The following is an 18,746-nucleotide window of genomic DNA, read 5'->3' on the forward strand; positions in this document are numbered from 1 at the left end:
GGGCCGTCGGTCCGGGCCGTCGGTGCGGGCGCTCATCCCGGCCGGCTGCCCCGGCCGGCTGCCTAACGCCGCTTGATCGACTCGTTGAGAACCCGGGCAGGTGCTTTGTCACCCACCACAACTCCATGATCGACGGCGGCGGGCGGTTCCGGGGTCTGGTACCCGGGGTGACGGGTGGCGTTTAGGTGGGGTAGATGGCGCGGTGGGCGGTGGTGATGGCTGCGGCGTACGCGCGGCCGGTGAGCGCTCGGTCGCGGGCCAGGGCCGCCCGGGCGGCGTTCGCGCCGGGCGCGCCGTGCACACCGCCGCCGGGGTGCGCCGACGCGCTGGCCAGGAAGAGCCGGTCCACCGGGGTGTCCGCCCGGCCCAGGCCAGGGATCGGGCGCAGGAAGAGCTGCTGGTACGCGGCGGCGGTCCCGCCGCCGAGCGTGCCACCGACCAGGCTCGGGTTGCCCTTCTCCAGATCGGCCGGCCCGGCCACGTGTCGGCCCACGATCAGGCTGCGGAAACCCGGGGCCGCCGCCTCCAGCACGTCCTCCATCCGCTGCACGTGCCCGGCGACCTCCTCGGCCCGCCAGTTCCGCCGGAACGGCAGGTGGGTGTACGACCACAGCGACTCGGTGCCCGGCGGGGAGTGGCTCGGGTCCGCCACCGACATCTGCCCGACCAGCAGGAACGGGTCGCGGGGCAGCTCGCCACGGGCCAACTCGCTGGCGTAGTGGGTGAGCCCGTTCAGGTCCGCGCCGAGGTGAACGGTGCCGGCGCCGGCCACCTGCCGGTTCGTCCAGGGCACCGGCGCGGAGAGCGCCCAGTCCACCTTCAGGGTGGAGCCGTCCCACCGGAAGTGCGCCAGGTCCTCCACCAGCCGGGACGGCAGCGCCGCGGCACCGACCAGGTCGAGGTAGAGCGCCGGCGCCGGCACGTCGGCGAGCACGGCCCGCCGGGCCCGCCACAGCGCGCCGCCGACGGTGCGGACCCCCATCGCCCGGCCTCGGGCGGTGAGCACCCGGTCGACCGGAGCGCCGTAGAGGATCGCCCCGCCACGCGCCTGTAGCCGATCCACCAGCGCGTTGGTGATCTGCTGCGCGCCGCCGTCGGGCACCGGCCAGCCAATCTGCTGGCCGAGCATGGCCAGCAGCCAGCCGTACACCCCGGAGCCGGCCTCCTCCGGGGACAGGTCGGTGTGCAGGGCACAGCCGGCCAGCAGGGCCGGCCCGCCGGGACCGTCGAAGAGTTCGCTGCCAAGTTTGCGGACCGGTACGACGAGCCGGCGCGCGAGTCGCAGCGCGCCGGCGACGCGCAGCCGACGCAGGAGGCCCAGCCCGCCGCGGACCGGCGGGAACGGCGAGGTGATCGCCTCCAGCATCGGCTCGGCCACGTCGAGCCAGTCGGTGTACGCGTTGAGCCAACGCTTACCGTCCCCGGGGGCGAACTGCTCCAGCGACGCGGCGGTGACGTCCGGATCCCGATTGATCACCGCGGCTCGACCGTCAGGCAGCAGGTGCGCCAGCACGTCCGGCGAGTGCCTCCAGGACAGCCCGTGTCGACCCAGGTCCAGGCCGCCCAGCACCGGCGAGGCGTACCCGAGGGGGTAGAACGAGCTGTAGAGGTCGCTGAGGTAGCCGGGCGCGGTGACCTCGGCGGAGCGGACCGCGCCGCCGGGCACCGCTGTCGCCTCCAGCACCACCACATCCCAGCCGGCGTCGGCCAGCAGGTTGGCCGCCACCAGGCCGTTGTGCCCGGCCCCGACGATGACGGCGTCCGCGCTCGGCGCGCTGGTGGTTGTCATCGGATCCGCCTACCCGGCGCGCAACCGGGCGAAACGCGTTTGCCTCGTCGAGGCCGGGGCATCCAGCGCCGCATGTACACGGTTGCGCAGCTGGTGGGCGGGGTGTGGGGTGCGGGCGGCGACGGCGGCGAACTGGTGGTGCGTGATCCGGCGGACGACACGCCGGTGAGCACGGTGCCGGTGGCCACTGCCGACGAGGTGGGCAAGGCGACCCAGGCGGCCCGCAACGCGGCAGCCCAGTGGGCGGCGACCGCCCCGGCGGAACGGGCGGCGGCGCTGCACCGGGCCGCGGACGCGGTGGAGGCGGTCATCGATGAGTTGGCGGCGGCGGTCACCGCGGAGATGGGCAAGCCGTTGGCGGACGCCCGCGGCGGCGTCGAGGCGGGGATCGGCACCCTGCGACAGTATGCGGAACTGGCGCCGCTGCGCGGCGGGCGGACGCTGAACGGCGAGACGGCCGCGCTGGACTTCCTGACCCCGCAGCCACGCGGGGTGGTCGCGGCGATCACCCCCTGGAACGACCCGGTGGCGGTCTCCTGTGGACTGCTCGGAGCGGCCCTGGTGACCGGGAACGTGGTGCTCTACAAGCCGAGCGAACGCACACCGGCGACCGGTTGGTTGCTGGCCCGAGCACTGGATGAGGCACTGCCGGCCGGCGTGTTGTCACTGCTCACCGGCGGTCCGGAGGTGGGTGCGGCGCTGGCGGCGCAGGACGTCGACGTGGTCGCCCACGTGGGTTCCACAGCGACCGGGCGGGCGATCGCCGCCGCGGCTGCCCGTACCGGGGCGAAGGTGCTCCTGGAGAACGGCGGCAGCGACCCGCTGATCGTGGACGCGGGCGTCGACCCGGAGTGGGCGGCGGAGCAGGCCGCGCTCGGCGCGTTCGCCAACGCCGGGCAGATCTGCGTGGCGGTGGAGCGGCTCTACGTGCACCGGGAGGTGGCCGACGACTTCGTGGCCGCGCTGGTCCGACGCGCCGCAGCGCTGCGGGTCGGGCCGGGCCGGGACCCGGGCACCGAGCTGGGGCCGCTGGTCGACCGGCGGCACCGGGACCACGTGCACGGTCAGGTGGCTGCGGCGCTGGCGGACGGCGCACGGGTGCGGGTGGGCGGCGAGGTGCCGGACGGACCGGGGGCGTTCTACCCGGCCACCGTCGTCACCGACTGTCGCCACGACATGCCGCTGGTCCGGGAGGAGACCTTCGGGCCGGTCGCACCGGTGGTGGTGGTCGACTCGTTCGACGAGGCGCTGCGCTGCGCCGCGGACTCCCCGTACGGGCTGGCCGCCACGGTGTTGACCCCGTCGATGAGTCACGCGCAGCGGGCGTGGCGGGAGCTGCCGGTGGGCACGGTCAAGGTCAACGCGGTGTTCGGGGGTGCGCCGGGAGGTGCCGCGCATCCGCGCCGGGCCAGCGGGCAGGGCTTCGGGTACGGCCCGGAGCTGCTGGACGAGTTCACCGCGACGAAGGCGGTGCACATCGAGGCGCCGGGGGGCGGGCACTGGTGAGAACAGCACGGGCGGACGCAGGGGTGGAGCGTCCGCCCGTACCGCGTCGGTTGTGCTCGGGTGCGGCGGCGATCAGTCGCCGCGGGCCTTGCGGGTGGCGCGGTCGTTGGCCTTCTCGATGGCCGTGACCAGCTCCGGTTTGGTCATGCTGGACCGCCCGGGCACGTCGAGTTTGCGGGCCACCGACATCAGGTGGTCCTTGGTGGCGTTGGCATCGACGCCACCGGCGGTGGGTGCCCGTCGTTCCGGCCCGCCACCGGCGGCCTGCTGGTCGCTGGGGCCCTTGCGGCCCTTCGGCTCCCAGTGGTCGCCCACCTTCTCGAACTGATGCTTCACCGCGGCGAAGGCGGTGCGGTGCGACCGCTCCCCCTCGCCGTAGGTCTCCACCGCCGAGTCGTGCGTCTTCTCCCAGGTGCGCTGCGCCTTCTCCGGGGAGCGTCGCAGCGTGCTGGGCAGGTCTTCGCGCCCGGGCATCTCGTCCTCCTCCGTGTCGACAGGGTCACTGTGACCGTTCCCCGGTGACCGGGCGGCAAACCATAGCGGCGGCGGTCGGACACCGGGCGGGTTTGTCGATTTCACCATCCGGGTACCGGCGGGCCAGGCCAGACCGGACGACCGGTCATCCGGCGGCCGGGGCGCAGGGAGCGGGCATGACGACCACGGAGCCGGGTACGACGCTCGACGGCACACCGCACACCCGGGTGCCCCGACGGATGCGGCAGCTGAGCTGGCGGACCTGGCGGGGAGTGCTGGTCCGCAGCGTGCAGAACTTCGTCAACGACAACTGCTCCGACTGGGCCGCCGCGCTGACCTACTACGGGGTCCTGGCGCTCTTCCCGTCCGCCATCGTGGTGGTGGCGCTGGTCGGCCTGGTCTCCGACGGGGAGCGGACCCTGGACACCGTGGTCGACCTGGCCAACCAGGTCGGTGCCGGGGCGGTGCTCAGCGACGACGAGGGCGGCGTGCTGAAGGTGATCCGTTCCGTGGTGCTGGAGCAGAGCAACCCGAAGCTCCTGCTCAGCTTCGGTCTGCTCGGCGCGCTCTGGTCCGCGTCCGGCTTCATCGGCGCGTTCACCCGCGCCTCCAACGCCGTCTACGGGGTGACCGAGGGCCGCCCGGTCTGGAAGCTCCGGCCGCTGCAGATCGGCCTGGCGGCGATCACGTTGGTGCTGCTCGCGGTGGTCGCCCTCGCCCTGATCGTCAGTGGGCCGGTCACCGATGCGGTCGGCGACCTGGTCAACGCCGGCGGCCTGGCCCGCACGACGTGGAGCGTGGCGAAGTGGCCGGCCCTCGCCATGATCATGATGGTGCTGCTGTCCCTGCTGTTCTGGATCGCGCCGAACGTGCGCCAGCCCCGGTTCCGCTGGCTCACCCCGGGTGGCGCGGTGGCCCTGATCTCCTGGGCGGCGGCGTCCTTCGGCTTCGGCCTCTACGTGGCCAACTTCGGCTCGTACAACACCACCTACGGCAGCCTCGGGGCGGCCATCGCGTTCCTGGTCTGGCTCTACCTGTCCAATTCGGCACTGATGCTGGGCGTGCAGATCAACTCCGAGGTGCAGCGCGGGCGGCAGTTGCAGGCCGGCGACCCGGACCCGGACGAGCCGGTGCTGCCGCCCCGCAAACCCGCCGACGAGTGAGCCCCCGTCCGGCCCGGTGTCCGTTTCGCCGTCGGGCCGAGGGCCGGTTCGTGGCCCGGTGCCGGTTTATCGGGTGGGGTGCCGGGTAGCGCAGAAGGCATGGAGCGTGGCAACAGCAAGCACGGACCGAGGATCGACGAACAGATGAGTCAGGAGGTCAGCGGCCTCGTACAGGGGCCGGGGACCGGTGGCTCTCGAGTCGACGAGTCGCGGGTGCCGGAACCGGCTGGCGAGGACCAGCCGGAGACGACCACCGCCCCGGCCGGCGACCTGCGCACCGGCACGCCGCAGGGCATGAGCTCTACGGACGTCGAGCAGCGCAGCCGGCTCGGCCGGTTCATCTCGATGAGCGCGCTGCCGGGCGACCGTCTGGTGCTCATTGCCAGCGCCCGCGAGAACGAGGCGCCGGACGACATCGTGGCGGCGCTGGAACGGCTGCCCGAGGGCACCACCTACCAGACGGTCTCCGAGGTGTGGGCGGCGCTGGGCAACAAGAACGAGACAACTCGCTGGTGACCAGGATCGCCCCCGATCCGGCAATCCACCGGCGACTGAAGGAGGTTCCCCGATGAGTGGCGTTACCGAACATGTGGACGTGTCCGTACCCGTACGCACCGCGTACGACCAGTGGACGCAGTTCGAGGAGTTCCCCCAGTTCATGGAGGGTGTGCAGGAGGTCCGGCAGCTCTCCGACACGATGACCCACTGGACTGTGGACATCGCCGGGGTGAAGCGCGAGTTCGACGCGGAGATCACCGAACAGCTCCCCGACGAGCGGGTCGCCTGGCGCTCGACCGACGGCACGCAGCAGGCCGGCGTGGTGACCTTCCACCGACTGGACCAGGACAAGACCAGGGTCACCCTGCAGCTCGAGTTCGAGCCGCACGGCGTGGTCGAGCAGGCCGGCGACAAGCTCGGCATCGTCGACCGACGGGCCAAGGGCGACCTGGAGCGGTTCAAGACCTACATCGAGCGGCGTGGTCAGGAGACCGGCGCGTGGCGCGGGCAGGTGGACCGTCCGCAGCCGTGACCCCGGGCAGCAGTGACCTGAGATGGCCGCCGGTATCCCGGCGGCCATCGCCGTGTCCGAGCCTGCTCGGCGGGCACCGTTTGCGATCATCGTGCCCGGGTACGGCTGAAGGTATGACCGACGACAACATCAGGGTGTGGCGGGACGAGGAGCGGCTTCCGTTGGAGGAGTTGGAGCGCGCCGTGTCGGGCTCCAGCCTCGACGGGCAGGCCGACGACGTGACGGGAAACGACGCCGGCGAGGAGGCCGCGTTCGGGCACGGGCCGGCCGCGTCGGACCGCGACGGACAGGCCCAGGGCAACAGCCGCGAGGCCACCGACCCGCAGCGCGCCTACCGCCCGTCCACGACCGGCCGTACCGGGCCGGACGTCTGAGGATCGCTTCCGGGCTGGGCGGGCACCACCGGCACGGGACGTCCCGCAGCCGGTCGGCGCGCGCCCCACTCGTAGAGCGCGATCAGCGCCAACGCGAGCACCAGAAGGGCCGATCCCAGCACTTCCACCGAGGTTCTGCCGATCAGCACGCCCAGCCCGGCCGGGACGAGCGCCGCACCAATGCCAGCCGCGCCGATCTGGAGGCCGATGGCGCGGTCCGCGTGCGCCGCGCCGACCCGTTCGGCGGTGGTGAGGGTGAGCAGCGGAAACACCGGCGCGGCGGCGAAACCGACGACGACCAGGCCGAGCACCGCAAGGACCGCCGGCCCGGGAACGGCGATGAGCGCCGTGCCGACGGCCATCCCGGCCAGGCTGGCGCGCAACACCAACCCCGCCCCCAGGCGCTCGGCCACCAGACCCTGCACGACCCGGCCCACGAAGAGACTGCCCCAGTACGCGGAGACGCAGCCGCCGGCCACCGCCGCGCTGAGCCCACGCCCCTCGGTCAGCAGCAGGAACGCCCACAGCCCCGCGGACACCTCGATCGCCACGTACAGCACGAAGGCGAGCGTCCCCGACCAGACCGCCGGCAGCCGCAGCGTGTCCCTCACCGGGACCTGGACGGTGGACGCCGGCCCGGAATCCGCGGCGGCGGGCACGCCCTGGGCAGCCGTGCCCGTCGGGGCACCCGCCTCGGTGCCGGCCGGCGCGTCACGCCGCCAGGCCCGCACGGTGAGCGCGAACGCGGCGGCGAGGACGAGCTGGGCGGCGGCCACGATGCCGTACCCCCAGCGCCAGGCGAGCCCGGCGCTCAGCACCGCGGTCATGATCAGTGGGCCGATGGCCACACCGAGACCGAAGAAGGCGTGCAACCAGTTCATGTGGCGGGGCCCGAAGGCCCCGGCGGCGTACGCGTTGAGCCCGGAGTCGACAGCGCCGGAGCCGAGCCCCAGCAGCAGCGCACAGCCCACCAGCGCCGCCAGCACGGGGCTCACCGAGTAGCCGGTCAACGCCAGGCTGGCCAGCAGGGTGCTACCGGCGAGCAGGGCGCCCACGCCGACCCGGGCCAGCGTGAAGCCGGCCAGCACGCTGGAGGTGAGATAGCCGACGGTGCCGGCGGTGAGCACCCACCCGACAGCCTCGGTCGGCACGTCGAAGTCGCCTCGGATCGAGGGCCAGGCGACGCCGAGCAGGCCGTCGGGCAGGCCGAGACTGACGAACGCGAGGTAGGACAGCAGGAGCAGTGCGGCGCGGGGACGCGCGGGCGTGGTGGACACGAGAAACCATCCTGCCGCAGGGGCACCCTAGCGCCGCCGGCACCCGATCGCTCGCGGCGCAAAGAAGTCGTGTCCGTACGGTCGAGAAAACGGACAGCTCATCCAGAATCGGCCGATCGGAGGACGGCAAGCCGGCCGGTTCGCGTAAGAATTTCGGGATGCATCAAGGCTCCGGAATCCTCTCCACGCGTCAGCGCAAACTCGCCTGGCTCGGCTTCCTGCTTGCCGCGCTCCAGGCACCCGTTTCCGCCTGGCTCGTCGCCGACGAGTCGTGGCTGTTCAGCCTGTGCGTCGCGCTGATGGTGGCCACCGTGATCATCGCCGACGACGCGGCACGGCGTCGCCCGGCAAACGCGACAAGCGACTAGCCTCCGCCGTCCGGCCTGGCCTCGTGGCCCGGCCGGCCCCGGCTACGGCGGTGTTCCTTCATCTCCGCCTCGTAGAGATGGCGCCGCCCACCCACCAACTCGTCGCGGGCCTGCTTGTCCAGCTCCCGGAACAGCGCGTGGTAGCCGTCGTCGAAGTCCTCGACGATCTGAAACGTCCACCGTCCGGCGATGACGTTGCGGCCGCGCAGCTCGGTGGCGATCCGGTCGGCGAGGCGCGGATGCCCGGCGGCCTGGAACTGTTCCACGGCGTCGTCGAGCATCAGGTCGGCATGACCGATCAACTGGTGCATCGAGTAGAGATGCCCCCGGGCCCGCTCCACACACTCCAGCGCCTCGCTGAGCTTCCCGAGCGCGGCGATCGTCGCGTCGCTGACACCGTCCGGCCGCCGGTGCCGCTCGTCGGGTCCGTCCGCCTGCTGTCCCATCCGTGCCTCCGTGCCGGGTGCGGTCATTGCTGGGTGTTCTCCTGCTGCCCCGTCTGTGCCGGATCAATCCCCCAGGTCAGCGGCGAGCGCCCCAGTGGCGCAGCCGACATCCGCCGAGCGGACGAGGTCGACGCGAACACTGGTCGGTTAGCCTCGGTCACCATGCGTGTGCCGTTCAACCGGGTCGCCTCCCGTACCGCCGTCGACTCGGCGCGGTCCACCCTGGCCGCCCTCACCGTCTCCGTGGGCACTGTCGGGCTCGCCGCCGCCGCCGCGCGCCCGGGGCTGCTGGCCCTCGTCGACCAGCATGCGGCGGCCGTCCGGGACAGCCTCGACGGCGACCGCACGCCGTTGACCTCCGCGGCGCTCGCCGGCTACGCCGAGGGGGTGCGTGCCGCCGCGCTGGAGCACGGGTGGACGCCGCCCAGCGGGCCGGTGGACTGGAGCGAGCCGGAGTGGCTGCTCACCCGGCTGGTCGCGGTCTGCGCGCTGGCTCGCGCACTCGACCAGCACTGACGCGCGAGGGGAGGGCACCCCGCGGCGTACGCGGAGCACCCTCCCACCCGTCGTGCCGTTCCGCCCGCTACGAGCGGTACTGCTGGGCTTCGTCCACCCGAGGCATCGCCTGGGTGCGATCACCCCCGCGGTCGGCCATCTGCCGCTCCACGTCGCTACGCCCGGCCGACGCGGCCTGACGTTGCTGCTGCACCGCCCGGGCCTCCTCGGCCGCCCGACGCAACCAGCCGTCCCAGCGGTTCTGCATCGGCTTCACGAGACCACCACCAACGCCGACGATCAGGATGCCGGCCACCGTGGCGAGCACCGCGATCAGCACCGGGGTGGTCACCGTGGTGGCGATACCCACCTGGTTCAGGGCCGCGATCACACCCAGCGCGATGATGAAGATCGCCGTCAGGTCGGCCAGCACCTTGCCGTACGAGAGCCCTCCCAACGCCCCGGTGACCAGATCCCGGACAGCGTTGGCGATCGCGGCCGCCACCACCACGATGACGATCGCGATGAACGCGCGCGGCAGCCAGGCCACCACGCCGCTGATCAGGTCACTGATCGCGTTGGGCCCCCAGACTCCGAAGGCGAACTGCAGCGTGAACAGCAGTACGGCGTAGTACGCCAGTCTGGCCAGGATGTCGCTGGCGTCGTACTTCGTTCTCTCCAGGGCCCGTTTGATGCCACCGCGTTCGACCGCCTGGTCGAAGCGCACCCGTTCCAGCACCGTATCCACGATCTTGAGCACGGCTCTGGCGATGAGCCAGCCGACCACGAGGATGACGATGAAGGCCACTGCCTTCGGGATGAAGAGCAGCACCGACCTCCAGGTGTCGGCGATGGCATCGCCGATGTCGGCCTGCCGGACCGCGAGGGTTTTCAGCATGATGTCCCTCCTGTCGCATGGACTGCGCCGGGCGCATACCCGGCAACCGGTCCCGCACTCCGCGCAGCGCGCGGCGTTTTTCCCGACAGACCTCCGGACAGGGGCTCTGAACTGCCCAAACGGCCACCGCAACGGACTCGGCGACGGCCCGCCGCCGTGGTCGGATGCCTTTTCCGGTCGGCCGACTAGGCTGCGAACATGCCAGGAACGGTCGGGCGGGTCCCCACGCCAGCAACTCCGGGCCCGGGGGCACCCACCGGGTCCGGCCCGGCCGTCGGCGTGCTCGCCCACGACTGGGCCAACACCCCGCTGGGCCCGGCCGACGACTGGGACGTCGCCCTCCAGGCGGTGGTGGAGCTGGTCCTCGCCTCGCCGATGCCGATGGCCCTGGCGTACGGCGACGACCTCGTCCTGCTCTACAACGCCGGCTACGCCGAACTGCTGGGCACCAAACACCCCAGCGCCCTCGGTCGTCCGGCCGCCGAGGTGTTCGCGGAGATCTGGGCGCTGCCCGGCGTCGGTGCGGTGATCGAGCGCTGCTACCGGCAGGGCGAACCCTTCCTGGAGAAGGAGTCCACCCTTCCGCTGGTCCGTGGGCACTCCGCGACGGTGGAGCAGGCGGTCTTCACCCGGGGCTACTCACCGGTGCGCGACAGCGCCGGGCAGATCGTCGGCGTGTTGACTGTCGCGGCCGAGACCACCCACGTCACCGAGCAGTTGCAGAGCCTCAGCGAGGTGGCCGCGGCGCTCGCCGGCACCCTCACCCTCGACGACGTGGCCCGGGTGGCGCTGCGGTACGCGATCACCACGTTCGACCCCGACCAGGCCTCGTTCGCCGTCGACGAGGGCGGCGGCGGCTGGCGCATGGTGCGTCGGGTCCGTGGCGAGTTGTTGGACGAGGCCGACGAGCGGCTCCCCCCGCTCTGGCGGCGCGCGCCGGCGGACTGGTCGGCCCCGGTGGTGCAGGCGGCCCGCTCCGGCGCCCCGTCGTTCACGCGCGACGGGCAGCCGCTGCGGGACACCGCCGTGGACCGCCACGACCAGAAGATCCGCGCGATGGCGGCCCTGCCGCTGGGCACCTCGGTCGTCCGCGGCGGGCTGGCGGTCGGCTACCAGGTTCCGCACACCTGGTCCCCCGCCGAACGGGCGCTGCTGGCCGCCTCCGCCGAGCTGATCGGCCAGGCCGCCGAGCGGGCCCGCCGTTTCGAGACCCAGCACGGCACTGCCCAACTGTTGCAGCGCAGCATGTTGCCGGAGCACCTTCCGGATCTTCCGCGGTTGCGGATCGCGGCCCGCTACGACCCGGGCGTGGACGGCAACGCGGCCGGCGGTGACTTCTATGACGCGTTCCTGCTGCCCAACGGCTCGCTCGGCGTGGTGCTGGGCGACGTCGCCGGGCACGACGTGCAGGCCGCCGCGCGGATGGGGCAGGTCCGGGCCGCGCTGCGCGCTCTGGCCCTGGCCGACCCGACGCCCGACGCTGTTCTGGCCGGCCTGGATCGGCTGGTGACCAGCCTCGGCGCGGAGGCCAGCACCCACGAGCTTTTCGTCACCGTCGCGTTCGGGGTGATCGACGCGGAGCGTCGGGAGCTGACTCTGGCCAGCGCCGGTCACCCCGCGCCGTTGATCCGCCGCGGTGACCCGGATGGTCGGTTCCACGCGGAGTACGTCGACGTCCCGGCCGGGCCGCCGCTGGGTTTGGGCGGCCGGCCGGGCACCACGACCGTCCCGTTCCGCCCCGGTGACACCCTGCTGCTGTTCAGCGACGGGGTGGTGGAGCGTCGCCGGCAGAGCCTGAGCGCCGGGCTGGCCACCCTGAGCGACGCCATTGCCAAGGCCGGCAGCGGAGACCCCCGCGCGCTCTGCGCGGTGGCCACCGCGGCGGTCCCGGGCGGCACGGAGGACGACGTGGCCGTGCTGGCGGTCGAGCACGCGCTCAGACCGAGTCGTTCGGCGAGCATGGAGGTGCCCGCCGAGCCGACCGCGCCCAGCCGGGTCCGGCACTGGCTGACCGGCCAGCTCACCGAGTGGCAGGTGCCCGAGTCGGTGATCGGAGCGGCGGTGCTCTGCACCAGCGAGCTGACCACCAACGCGTTGCTGCACGCCGGCACTGCCGCCCGGGTGGAGATCGACCTCAGCGCCGAGCGGCTGCTCGTCTCGGTAGCGGATTCCGGCACCCGGGGGACCGTGACCCGGGCCCGTACCGACACGTTGAGCAGTCGCGGGCGCGGCCTCGGCCTGATCGAGGAGCTCAGCGACGCCTGGGGCACCGACCCGTCGGTCCGGGGCTCCACGGTCTGGTTCGAGATTCTCACGCCGCCGGCCGCGCATCCCTGAGCCGCCCGATGGCAGGAGGACGCCAAATGGCCACCAACCGGCCCGCCGGGGTCCTCTTCGATGTCGACGGCACCCTGGTCGACACCACCTACCTGCACACGGTGAGCTGGTGGGAGGCGTTACGCCAGACCGATCAGCCGGTGCCGATGGCGGTGGTGCACCGCTCGATCGGGATGGGGTCGGACAAACTCCTGGACCATCTCCTCGGCCCGGAGCGGGACCGCGACGCCGACTCGAAGCTGCGCGACGCGCACGACACCCTCTACGCCGAGTACTGGGAACGACTCACGCCGCTACCCCGGGCGGCCGACCTGTTGCGCGCCTGCGCCGAGTGGGGTTTGCGTGTCGTGCTGGCCACCTCCGCCTCGGAACCCGAGGTGGGCGCGCTTCGTCGGGCGCTGGGCGCCGACGACGTGATCGACACGATCACCTCCTCCGCGGACGCTGAGCAGAGCAAGCCGGCACCGGACATCCTGGTCGCCGCGTTGGAGCAGTCCGGCTTGACCGCCGAGCGGGTGGTCTTCGTCGGCGACTCGGTGTGGGACGTCGTCGCGGCCGGCAAGTTGAACATCCCGTGTGTGGGCCTGACCTGCGGTGGCACCAGCCGCGGCGAGCTCGCCGGCGCGGGCGCCGTGGCGGTGTACGACGACCCGGCCGCACTGTTGCACGAGTTGGCGGACTCGCCGCTCACCCGACCCCGGTGAGGATCACTCGGGTCCACCGGCACCGACGCGCATAGCCGGAGCCCTTGCGGGGCAAGGACTGTCACCACCTGCCCGCGCCTCGCGGGTGCGGGCGGAAAGGTGGTGCCGTGGAGCCGGTAGATGTGGCGTTCGCACTGGTGGGCCTGGGCGCCCTGCTCGCGGGCATCCTGCCGAGGGTGCTGGAGCGCCGCCCGCTGTCCATGCCGATCGCCTTCCTCGCCCTCGGCATGCTGGTGTTCCTGCTGCCGGTCGGGCTGCCGTCGCCGGACCCCCTGGCCCACCCGGAGCTGGCCACCCACCTCACCGAGATCGGGGTGATCGTCGCGCTGATGGGCGCCGGGCTGAAGATCGACCGACCGTTGAGTTGGCGGCGGTGGTCGTCCACCTGGCGGCTGCTGGCGATCGCGATGCCCCTGTGCATCGCGGCGGTTGCCCTGCTCGGCTGGTGGTGGGCAGGGCTGGTGCCGGCCGCCGCGCTGCTGTTGGGTGCCGCGCTGGCGCCCACCGACCCGGTGCTCGCCGCCGACGTGCAGGTCGGCGAGCCGACCGACGTGGAGGATTCCGAGGACGAGGTCCGCTTCGCGTTGACCTCCGAAGCCGGCCTGAACGACGGGCTGGCGTTCCCGTTCGTCTACGCGGCCATCGCCATCGCCTCGACCAGCCTCGCCCCGAGCGACTGGTTGGCCGAGTGGTTCACAGTCGACGTGCTCTGGAAGATCGGCGTCGGCGTCGGCGGTGGCCTGCTCATCGGCTGGTTGCTCGGCAAGCTGTTCTTCCGCGCACCCAGCGAGCTGCGGCTGGCCCGGCACGCCGAGGGCTTCCTGGCGCTGGCCGCCACGTTCCTGGCGTACGGGCTGGTGGAGGTGGTCGGCGGGTACGGCTTCCTGGCGGTGTTCGTGGCCGCCCGGGCCATTCGGGCCGCCGAACGGACCCACGAGTTCCACTCGGTGCTGCACGACTTCGCCGAGCAGGTCGAACGGCTGCTCACCCTGGTGCTGTTGCTGCTGCTCGGCGGCGCGATAGTGGGTGGTCTGCTGGGCCCGCTGACCTGGCCGGCAGCCGCCGTCGGGCTGGCGCTGGTGTTCCTGGTGCGGCCGCTGATCGGCTGGCTGTCGTTGCGTGGCGCTCCCGGACGCCCGGCCGAACACTGGGTCATCTCGTTGTTCGGCATCCGCGGCGTCGGCTCGTTCTACTACCTCGCGTACGCCACCACCAAGGCCGACTTCCCGCAGGCCGAACTGCTCTGGGCGACCGTCGGGCTGGTGGTGCTCGTCTCCGTCGTGGTGCACGGCATCACGGCGACCCCGGTCATGCAACTGCTGGACCGGGAGGGAGAGCGAACCTCCGACCCGGCCGAGCGGGACGCCGACGCTCGCCCCGTCGCGGCAGCCGGGCACCCCTGAGCGGACGACCCGGGCCGAGCGGACCCGGCTGAGGGGGTGACTCAGGCCAGGCGGGCGGCCAGCGCACGGCCCAGGTCCCGGCCGGAGCGCCAGGCGCTCTGCACCCGGGGCTTGCCGAACGCGTCGCCGGCAAGGCCGATCCCGTCGGCGTCGAGGTGGTGGGTGGCGCCGCCGGCGTCGCTGGTCGGCTTCGCGTACGTCCAACGGTGCACGTGCACGTCGACGGCCGGCTCGGGCAGCCCGAGCAGGTCCCGGACGGCCTGTTCGATCGCCGGGCCGGCCCCGGTGGGTTGAGCCAGGTGCCCGGCCGCGAACTCCGGCACGGTGTGCGCGACCAGCACCGGCGCGCCGTCACCGCGCCGGTCGCCGTCGTCGCAGACGAGGTTGAGCACCGGGTGCTGGTTGACGAACGCGCCCCGGAAGTCCGGCCAGCGCCGCGTCGGGAAGCGCAGCACCGCGGCCAGCGACGGCGACCAGCGTTGCTCCTGTACGACCCGGGTGGCCTCGGTCAGGGCCGGGTCGAGCAGCAGGGCGGCCTGCGGACCCGGCATGGCCAGGGCGACCGCCGCGCACGACTGCCCGTCGACGACCGGGCCGGGTTCCACTGTGAGCACCAGCCGGTCGACGGTCACCGGTACCGCGCCGGCCAGGTGCTCGACCAACGAGCGCAGCCCACGGGGAGCCGCGTAACGCATCGGCCCGGACACCTCGTGGTTTCCACTCCGGTCGTACGCCAGGAAGGTGTCGGTCCATTCGTGGACCAGCCCGGCGGCGCGCCACTGCTCGACCAGTGCGGCGAAGTCCGGGTCGGTGGCGGTGAAGTAGGCGGCGCCGATGTCCGCGGGCCGGCCCTGGAAGCGTTTGCTGGCCATCCGGCCACCGCAGACGTGCCCCCGCTCCCGGACCTGCACCGGCACCCCGGCCCGGGTCAACTCGACCGCACAGGCCACCCCGGCTATGCCCGCCCCGACCACCACCACGCTCGACCGGTCCTCCGTCATCCGATGATCGTAGGTGGCGGCGTTCGGGCATGAACCACCGACGATCGGGGTACTGGCACACCTGTTCGAAAGGAAGGGTGATGATGATGACGGACCGCCGCACCGAGCAGGTCGACCAGAACGCCGACCAGAACGCCGCGATCAAGGACCCGGACGAGTGGGTCACCGGGGACGAGCCGCCGACCGCCGCTCAGGAGTCCTACCTGAGCACGCTGGCCCGGGAGGCCCACGCCGACCTCCCGGACGACCTGACGAAGGCCGAGGCGTCCAAGCGCATCGACGAACTCCAGGCCAGAACGGGCCGAGGCCAGTAACCCCGCACCCCACACCTCGACGCCGTTGCGTTGAAGGCCCGCGCCGATCTTGCGGTTTCTGTTGTCGGCCTGGGCTGGTATGCCCCTTGTGTCGGGACACAAAGTGCAAGATCGCGGAGCAGGGGCAGCCCGGTCCGCAGTGCCGGTTGACGACGGGGCGCGGGCCTGGTGAGGGCAATCAGGGGCGGGGCAGGGGGTGCAGCTTCACCTCGGTCAGGCTGCCTTCGTGCACCTTGGCGGTGAGGTAGGTGGCGTGGGGTTGGGAGCGGCGGTCGGTGGGTGACCCGGGGTTGAGCAGGCGTAGCCCACCGGGCGCCTCGGTGTCCCAGGGGATGTGCGAATGCCCGAACACCAGCAGGTCGACGTCGGGAAAGCGGGCAGCGCACCGCTTCTCCCGGCCGGTCCGGGGACCCGTCTCGTGCACCACGGCGACCCGCAGGCCGTCGAGTTCGACCCGGGCCACCTCCGGCAGCCGGGCGCGCAGCGCCGGGCCGTCGTTGTTGCCGTACACCCCGATCAGTTGGCGCGATCGCGCCGTCATGGCGTCGAGCAGGGCCTCGTCCACCCAGTCGCCGGCGTGCACCACCACGTCGGCCGCGTCGATGGCCGCCCAGAGGGGCCCGGGTAGGTCCCGGGCCCGCTTCGGTAGGTGGGTGTCCGCCGTGAGCACCAGCCGCATACCCGGCATTGTCCCCCGAGTCCCGGCCGCCCACCCGGGGGACGTGGGTGGACGGCCGGGCTCCGCCTCCGCCGCCCGGCCCCGTGCGTCATCGACGCTCGGGTACGGGTACCGAGCCGGTCAGGGGGCGGTCAGGGCAGGGTCCAGCGTTGCGCCCCGGTGCCGTTGCAGGTCCAGATCCGCAGTTGCCGTCCGTCGGTGAGATCCGAGTTGGGGATGTCGAGGCAACGCCCGGACTGGGGGTTGCGCAGGCTGCCGTCCGACTGGGCGGCCCACTGCTGGGCCCCGGTGCCGTTGCAGTCGTAGAGCTGTACGAGGGTGCCGTCGGTGGTGCCGCTCGCCTTCACGTCCAGGCACTTGGCGAGCCCCCGGACCGTGCCGTCGCCGGGCACGGTCCAGCGCTGGGCGGCGGTGCCGTTGCAGGTCCAGGTCTGCACCTTGGTGCCGTTCGCGGTCTGGCTGGAGGCGATGTCCGCGCACTTGCCGAGGGCCTTGACCTCACCGGTGCGCGCCCCACCGGTGCCGACGCCCGGGCCGGTGAAGGTGTAGCTGTCCACGTCCAGCAACGCCCCGCTGCCGCCGGTGACGACCAGGTACAGGTCGTGGGTGCCGTCGTCCGGCTTGGTCACCGTGGCGCTCAGCTCGGTGTAGTTGTCCCAGCCGCCGGTGTTCGGCACCGCGATCCGGGCGACCTCGGTGCCGGTCGGTGAGTCGTACCGGAAGGAGAGGGTGCCGCCGGGGCCGCCGGAGGAGACCCGGGCCCGGACGCCGGTGATCCCCTTGAGGCTCACCGCGTGGTGCCGGACGCTCTCGCCGCTCTGGACGTCACCCAGCCGCTTGCCACCCTCGGCCGCCGCCTGGTCGATCACCTTGGGGCCGTTGAGCTGGACGAAGTGCTCGGCCTGCCACTGTTTCGGGTAGAGGCTGATCTCCTGCTCACCGGTGAGCGCGACCGAACCGGTCGCGCCGCGATCGGTGTAGCTGCCCCGCAGGACGAAGAACAGCACCGAGTCGGGGCCGGCGTGCACTGGGCCGGTGTTGAAGGTCGCGCCGCAGCCGGTCCCCTCCCCTTCCTCGTGGGCGTGCTCCTGGTGGCCCAGCGCCGCCCGGACGACCACCGCCGAGCAGGCTGGCGTGCCGTCCTGCGGGTCACTGGCCGTGGCACCCACCGTCAGGTCCTGCTCCCAGTCGAAGAGTCCACCGGCGGGCAGTCCGGTCAACGTGACGGTGGGCCGGTTGTTGCCGACCACCACCGACACCACTGTGGTGGCGCTGCGGCCGGTGCCGTCGTTGACGGTGAGCCGCGCGCTGTAGCTGCCGTTCGCGGAGTACGTGAAGGACGGGTTCGCCGCGGTCGAGTCGGTGCTGCCGTTGTTCGTGAAGTCCCACGCGTACGTCAGCGGGTCGCCGTCCGGGTCCGAGCTGCCGGCGCTGGAGAAGGTCAGCGCGAGGGGTGCCAGGCCGTTGTCGCGGTTGACGGTGGCCTTGGCCACCGGCGACCGGCCACCCTGGACGTAGTTGATTTTGTACAGACCGGCGTCGACCGCGCCGGAGAAGTAGCCGCTGCCGTACTCCAGCAGGTAGAGCGAGCCGTCCGGGCCGAACTGCCAGTCGATGGGGTGGACGAGTTGCATACCGGCGAGCACCGGCTCGATGACTGTCGGTGCCCCGGTGGAGGGGTTGCCGTTGTCGAACTGGACCTCCTTGATCCAGTTGCGGCAGTACTCAGAGATCAGCCACTTGTTGTCGTAGTAGGCCGGCCACTTCACGTCCGAGACGAGGTTCGGGTCGTAGTGGTAGACCTCGACGTGGTTGGGCGATCCGCACCCACCCGGGTTGTCCAGCGCCGGCCAGTCCTCACTGCCGCCGTGCTGCTCCCAGACGAGTGCCGGTCTGGTCGGCGGAAGCTGCTGGACGCCCGTGTTGCGGGGTGAGTTGTTCACCGGTCCGGCCGAGCCGCCGCAGGGGAACCAACCGCGCGGTGTGGCGGTGGCGAAGTCCCAGTCGTTGTAGGCGACGTTGGGGCCGCCACAGTACGGCCAGCCGTAGTTGCCGGGCCCGTTGGCCCGGTTGAACTCGTCGTAGGCCGCCGGGCCGCGGTTGGCGAGGTCGGTGCCGGCGTCGGGGCCGACCTCACCCCAGTAGAGGGTGTTGTTCGCCTTGCGGTCCACCCAGATCCGGTACGGGTTGCGCACACCCATCACGTAGATCTCCGGGCGCGTCAGGGCGGTGCCGGCGGCGAAGAGGTTGCCGGCGGGAACGGTGTAGCTGCCGTCGTTCTCCGGGTGGATCCGGTTGATCTTGCCGCGCAGGTCGTTCGTGTTGCCGGAGGTGCGCTGGGCGTCGTACTGGGCGTTGCGGTTCGTCCGCTCGTCGATCGGGGCCATCCCGGCGGAGTCGCCGCCGGAGTTGGTGTTGTCGCCGACGGCGAAGTACAGGTTGCCGGCGGCCAGTGCCACCGCAGGCGGCACCGAATCGCCGCTGCTCG

At 72.4% G+C, this 18,746-nt stretch carries 19 protein-coding genes; 11 read left to right on the top strand and 8 right to left on the bottom strand.

Translation table 11 applies throughout. The annotated features are described in order from the left end of the window. Positions 1–181: 181 nt before the first annotated feature. Entirely contained in the window at positions 182–1,789 is a 1,608-nt protein-coding gene (locus ABZ749_RS08860; RefSeq protein ID WP_357224650.1) for an NAD(P)/FAD-dependent oxidoreductase, read from the bottom strand. A 72-nt stretch (positions 1,790–1,861) separates the two neighbouring features. Between ABZ749_RS08860 and ABZ749_RS08865 the strand changes: the two genes are divergently transcribed. Next, on the top strand, positions 1,862–3,295 hold the full coding sequence (locus ABZ749_RS08865; RefSeq protein WP_357224654.1) for an aldehyde dehydrogenase family protein: 1,434 nt from the start codon (positions 1,862–1,864) through the stop codon (positions 3,293–3,295). Positions 3,296–3,367: 72 nt separating this feature from the next. Here ABZ749_RS08865 and ABZ749_RS08870 read toward each other — a convergent pair whose 3' ends face one another. After that, positions 3,368–3,769, bottom strand: a complete 402-nt coding sequence (locus ABZ749_RS08870) for a ChaB family protein (protein ID WP_210785235.1) — start codon at positions 3,767–3,769, stop codon at positions 3,368–3,370. Positions 3,770–3,945: 176 nt separating this feature from the next. Here ABZ749_RS08870 and ABZ749_RS08875 point away from each other — a divergent pair, with 176 nt between their 5' ends. The 4 genes from ABZ749_RS08875 to ABZ749_RS08890 all read left to right on the top strand — a co-directional run bounded on the left by ABZ749_RS08875 (position 3,946) and on the right by ABZ749_RS08890 (position 6,336). After that, complete coding sequence (locus ABZ749_RS08875; RefSeq protein ID WP_357224658.1) at positions 3,946–4,932, top strand: YihY/virulence factor BrkB family protein; 987 nt, start codon at positions 3,946–3,948, stop codon at positions 4,930–4,932. 99 nt (positions 4,933–5,031) lie between these two features. Then, positions 5,032–5,448 (top strand): DUF2795 domain-containing protein, encoded by a 417-nt coding sequence (locus ABZ749_RS08880; protein WP_357204393.1) that lies wholly within the window; start codon positions 5,032–5,034, stop codon positions 5,446–5,448. Between the two features lie 52 nt (positions 5,449–5,500). Further along, on the top strand, positions 5,501–5,962 hold the full coding sequence (locus ABZ749_RS08885; protein WP_091401658.1) for an SRPBCC family protein: 462 nt from the start codon (positions 5,501–5,503) through the stop codon (positions 5,960–5,962). 113 nt (positions 5,963–6,075) lie between these two features. After that, positions 6,076–6,336, top strand: a complete 261-nt coding sequence (locus tag ABZ749_RS08890; protein ID WP_357224662.1) for a hypothetical protein — start codon at positions 6,076–6,078, stop codon at positions 6,334–6,336. Here ABZ749_RS08890 and ABZ749_RS08895 read toward each other — a convergent pair. Continuing rightward, positions 6,294–7,613: an MFS transporter gene (locus ABZ749_RS08895; protein WP_357224667.1), complete on the bottom strand. Its 1,320-nt coding sequence runs from the start codon at positions 7,611–7,613 to the stop codon at positions 6,294–6,296. The genes ABZ749_RS08890 and ABZ749_RS08895 overlap by 43 nt on opposite strands. A 158-nt stretch (positions 7,614–7,771) precedes the next feature. Between ABZ749_RS08895 and ABZ749_RS08900 the strand changes: the two genes are divergently transcribed. Then, entirely contained in the window at positions 7,772–7,981 is a 210-nt protein-coding gene (locus ABZ749_RS08900; protein WP_357204398.1) for a hypothetical protein, read from the top strand. Here the strand turns inward: ABZ749_RS08900 and ABZ749_RS08905 are convergent. Then, on the bottom strand, positions 7,978–8,427 hold the full coding sequence (locus ABZ749_RS08905; RefSeq protein ID WP_357224670.1) for a hypothetical protein: 450 nt from the start codon (positions 8,425–8,427) through the stop codon (positions 7,978–7,980). The genes ABZ749_RS08900 and ABZ749_RS08905 overlap by 4 nt on opposite strands. A gap of 162 nt (positions 8,428–8,589) precedes the next feature. Between ABZ749_RS08905 and ABZ749_RS08910 the strand changes: the two genes are divergently transcribed. Then, positions 8,590–8,943, top strand: coding sequence for a DUF6401 family natural product biosynthesis protein (locus ABZ749_RS08910; RefSeq protein ID WP_357224674.1), 354 nt, complete (start codon positions 8,590–8,592; stop codon positions 8,941–8,943). 67 nt (positions 8,944–9,010) lie between these two features. Here the strand turns inward: ABZ749_RS08910 and ABZ749_RS08915 are convergent, their stop codons facing one another. Beyond that, positions 9,011–9,820, bottom strand: coding sequence for a hypothetical protein (locus ABZ749_RS08915; protein WP_357224677.1), 810 nt, complete (start codon positions 9,818–9,820; stop codon positions 9,011–9,013). A gap of 198 nt (positions 9,821–10,018) precedes the next feature. Between ABZ749_RS08915 and ABZ749_RS08920 the strand changes: the two genes are divergently transcribed. From ABZ749_RS08920 to ABZ749_RS08930, 3 genes are all read left to right on the top strand, one after another. Further along, on the top strand, positions 10,019–12,157 hold the full coding sequence (locus tag ABZ749_RS08920; protein ID WP_357224682.1) for a SpoIIE family protein phosphatase: 2,139 nt from the start codon (positions 10,019–10,021) through the stop codon (positions 12,155–12,157). A 26-nt stretch (positions 12,158–12,183) separates the two neighbouring features. Further along, on the top strand, positions 12,184–12,861 hold the full coding sequence (locus tag ABZ749_RS08925) for an HAD family hydrolase (protein WP_357224685.1): 678 nt from the start codon (positions 12,184–12,186) through the stop codon (positions 12,859–12,861). A gap of 107 nt (positions 12,862–12,968) precedes the next feature. Continuing rightward, positions 12,969–14,264, top strand: coding sequence for a cation:proton antiporter (locus tag ABZ749_RS08930; RefSeq protein ID WP_357224689.1), 1,296 nt, complete (start codon positions 12,969–12,971; stop codon positions 14,262–14,264). Between the two features lie 41 nt (positions 14,265–14,305). On the opposite strand, the gene ABZ749_RS08935 is transcribed toward ABZ749_RS08930, so the two are convergent. Further along, a complete protein-coding gene (locus tag ABZ749_RS08935) occupies positions 14,306–15,244 on the bottom strand; it encodes an FAD-dependent oxidoreductase (RefSeq protein ID WP_357224703.1) in 939 nt (312 codons plus the stop codon). Positions 15,245–15,348: 104 nt separating this feature from the next. Here ABZ749_RS08935 and ABZ749_RS08940 point away from each other — a divergent pair, with 104 nt between their 5' ends. Then, entirely contained in the window at positions 15,349–15,579 is a 231-nt protein-coding gene (locus tag ABZ749_RS08940; RefSeq protein WP_357224707.1) for a DUF3072 domain-containing protein, read from the top strand. Positions 15,580–15,757: 178 nt separating this feature from the next. Here ABZ749_RS08940 and ABZ749_RS08945 read toward each other — a convergent pair whose 3' ends face one another. Then, positions 15,758–16,258, bottom strand: coding sequence for a metallophosphoesterase (locus ABZ749_RS08945; RefSeq protein WP_357224693.1), 501 nt, complete (start codon positions 16,256–16,258; stop codon positions 15,758–15,760). 131 nt (positions 16,259–16,389) lie between these two features. Further along, the coding region (locus tag ABZ749_RS08950) for a ricin-type beta-trefoil lectin domain protein (protein ID WP_357224698.1) at positions 16,390–18,746 on the bottom strand (2,357 nt) is incomplete at its 5' end.

The organism is Micromonospora sp. NPDC047753 (assembly GCF_040642735.1).
Lineage (GTDB): Bacteria > Actinomycetota > Actinomycetes > Mycobacteriales > Micromonosporaceae > Micromonospora.

What these genes read in the sequence shown, in the direction of transcription:
- ABZ749_RS08865 (WP_357224654.1), top strand. Translation starts at nt 1,862, where the DNA reads ATGTACACGGTTGCGCAGCTGGTGGGCGGGGTGTGGGGTGCGGGCGGC.
- ABZ749_RS08885 (WP_091401658.1), top strand. Translation starts at nt 5,501, where the DNA reads ATGAGTGGCGTTACCGAACATGTGGACGTGTCCGTACCCGTACGCACC.
- ABZ749_RS08905 (WP_357224670.1), bottom strand. Translation starts at nt 8,427, where the DNA reads ATGGGACAGCAGGCGGACGGACCCGACGAGCGGCACCGGCGGCCGGAC.
- ABZ749_RS08920 (WP_357224682.1), top strand. Translation starts at nt 10,019, where the DNA reads ATGCCAGGAACGGTCGGGCGGGTCCCCACGCCAGCAACTCCGGGCCCG.
- ABZ749_RS08940 (WP_357224707.1), top strand. Translation starts at nt 15,349, where the DNA reads ATGATGACGGACCGCCGCACCGAGCAGGTCGACCAGAACGCCGACCAG.
- ABZ749_RS08875 (WP_357224658.1), top strand. Translation starts at nt 3,946, where the DNA reads ATGACGACCACGGAGCCGGGTACGACGCTCGACGGCACACCGCACACC.
- ABZ749_RS08890 (WP_357224662.1), top strand. Translation starts at nt 6,076, where the DNA reads ATGACCGACGACAACATCAGGGTGTGGCGGGACGAGGAGCGGCTTCCG.
- ABZ749_RS08860 (WP_357224650.1), bottom strand. Translation starts at nt 1,789, where the DNA reads ATGACAACCACCAGCGCGCCGAGCGCGGACGCCGTCATCGTCGGGGCC.
- ABZ749_RS08925 (WP_357224685.1), top strand. Translation starts at nt 12,184, where the DNA reads ATGGCCACCAACCGGCCCGCCGGGGTCCTCTTCGATGTCGACGGCACC.
- ABZ749_RS08910 (WP_357224674.1), top strand. Translation starts at nt 8,590, where the DNA reads ATGCGTGTGCCGTTCAACCGGGTCGCCTCCCGTACCGCCGTCGACTCG.
- ABZ749_RS08900 (WP_357204398.1), top strand. Translation starts at nt 7,772, where the DNA reads ATGCATCAAGGCTCCGGAATCCTCTCCACGCGTCAGCGCAAACTCGCC.
- ABZ749_RS08915 (WP_357224677.1), bottom strand. Translation starts at nt 9,820, where the DNA reads ATGCTGAAAACCCTCGCGGTCCGGCAGGCCGACATCGGCGATGCCATC.
- ABZ749_RS08880 (WP_357204393.1), top strand. Translation starts at nt 5,032, where the DNA reads ATGGAGCGTGGCAACAGCAAGCACGGACCGAGGATCGACGAACAGATG.
- ABZ749_RS08870 (WP_210785235.1), bottom strand. Translation starts at nt 3,769, where the DNA reads ATGCCCGGGCGCGAAGACCTGCCCAGCACGCTGCGACGCTCCCCGGAG.
- ABZ749_RS08945 (WP_357224693.1), bottom strand. Translation starts at nt 16,258, where the DNA reads ATGCGGCTGGTGCTCACGGCGGACACCCACCTACCGAAGCGGGCCCGG.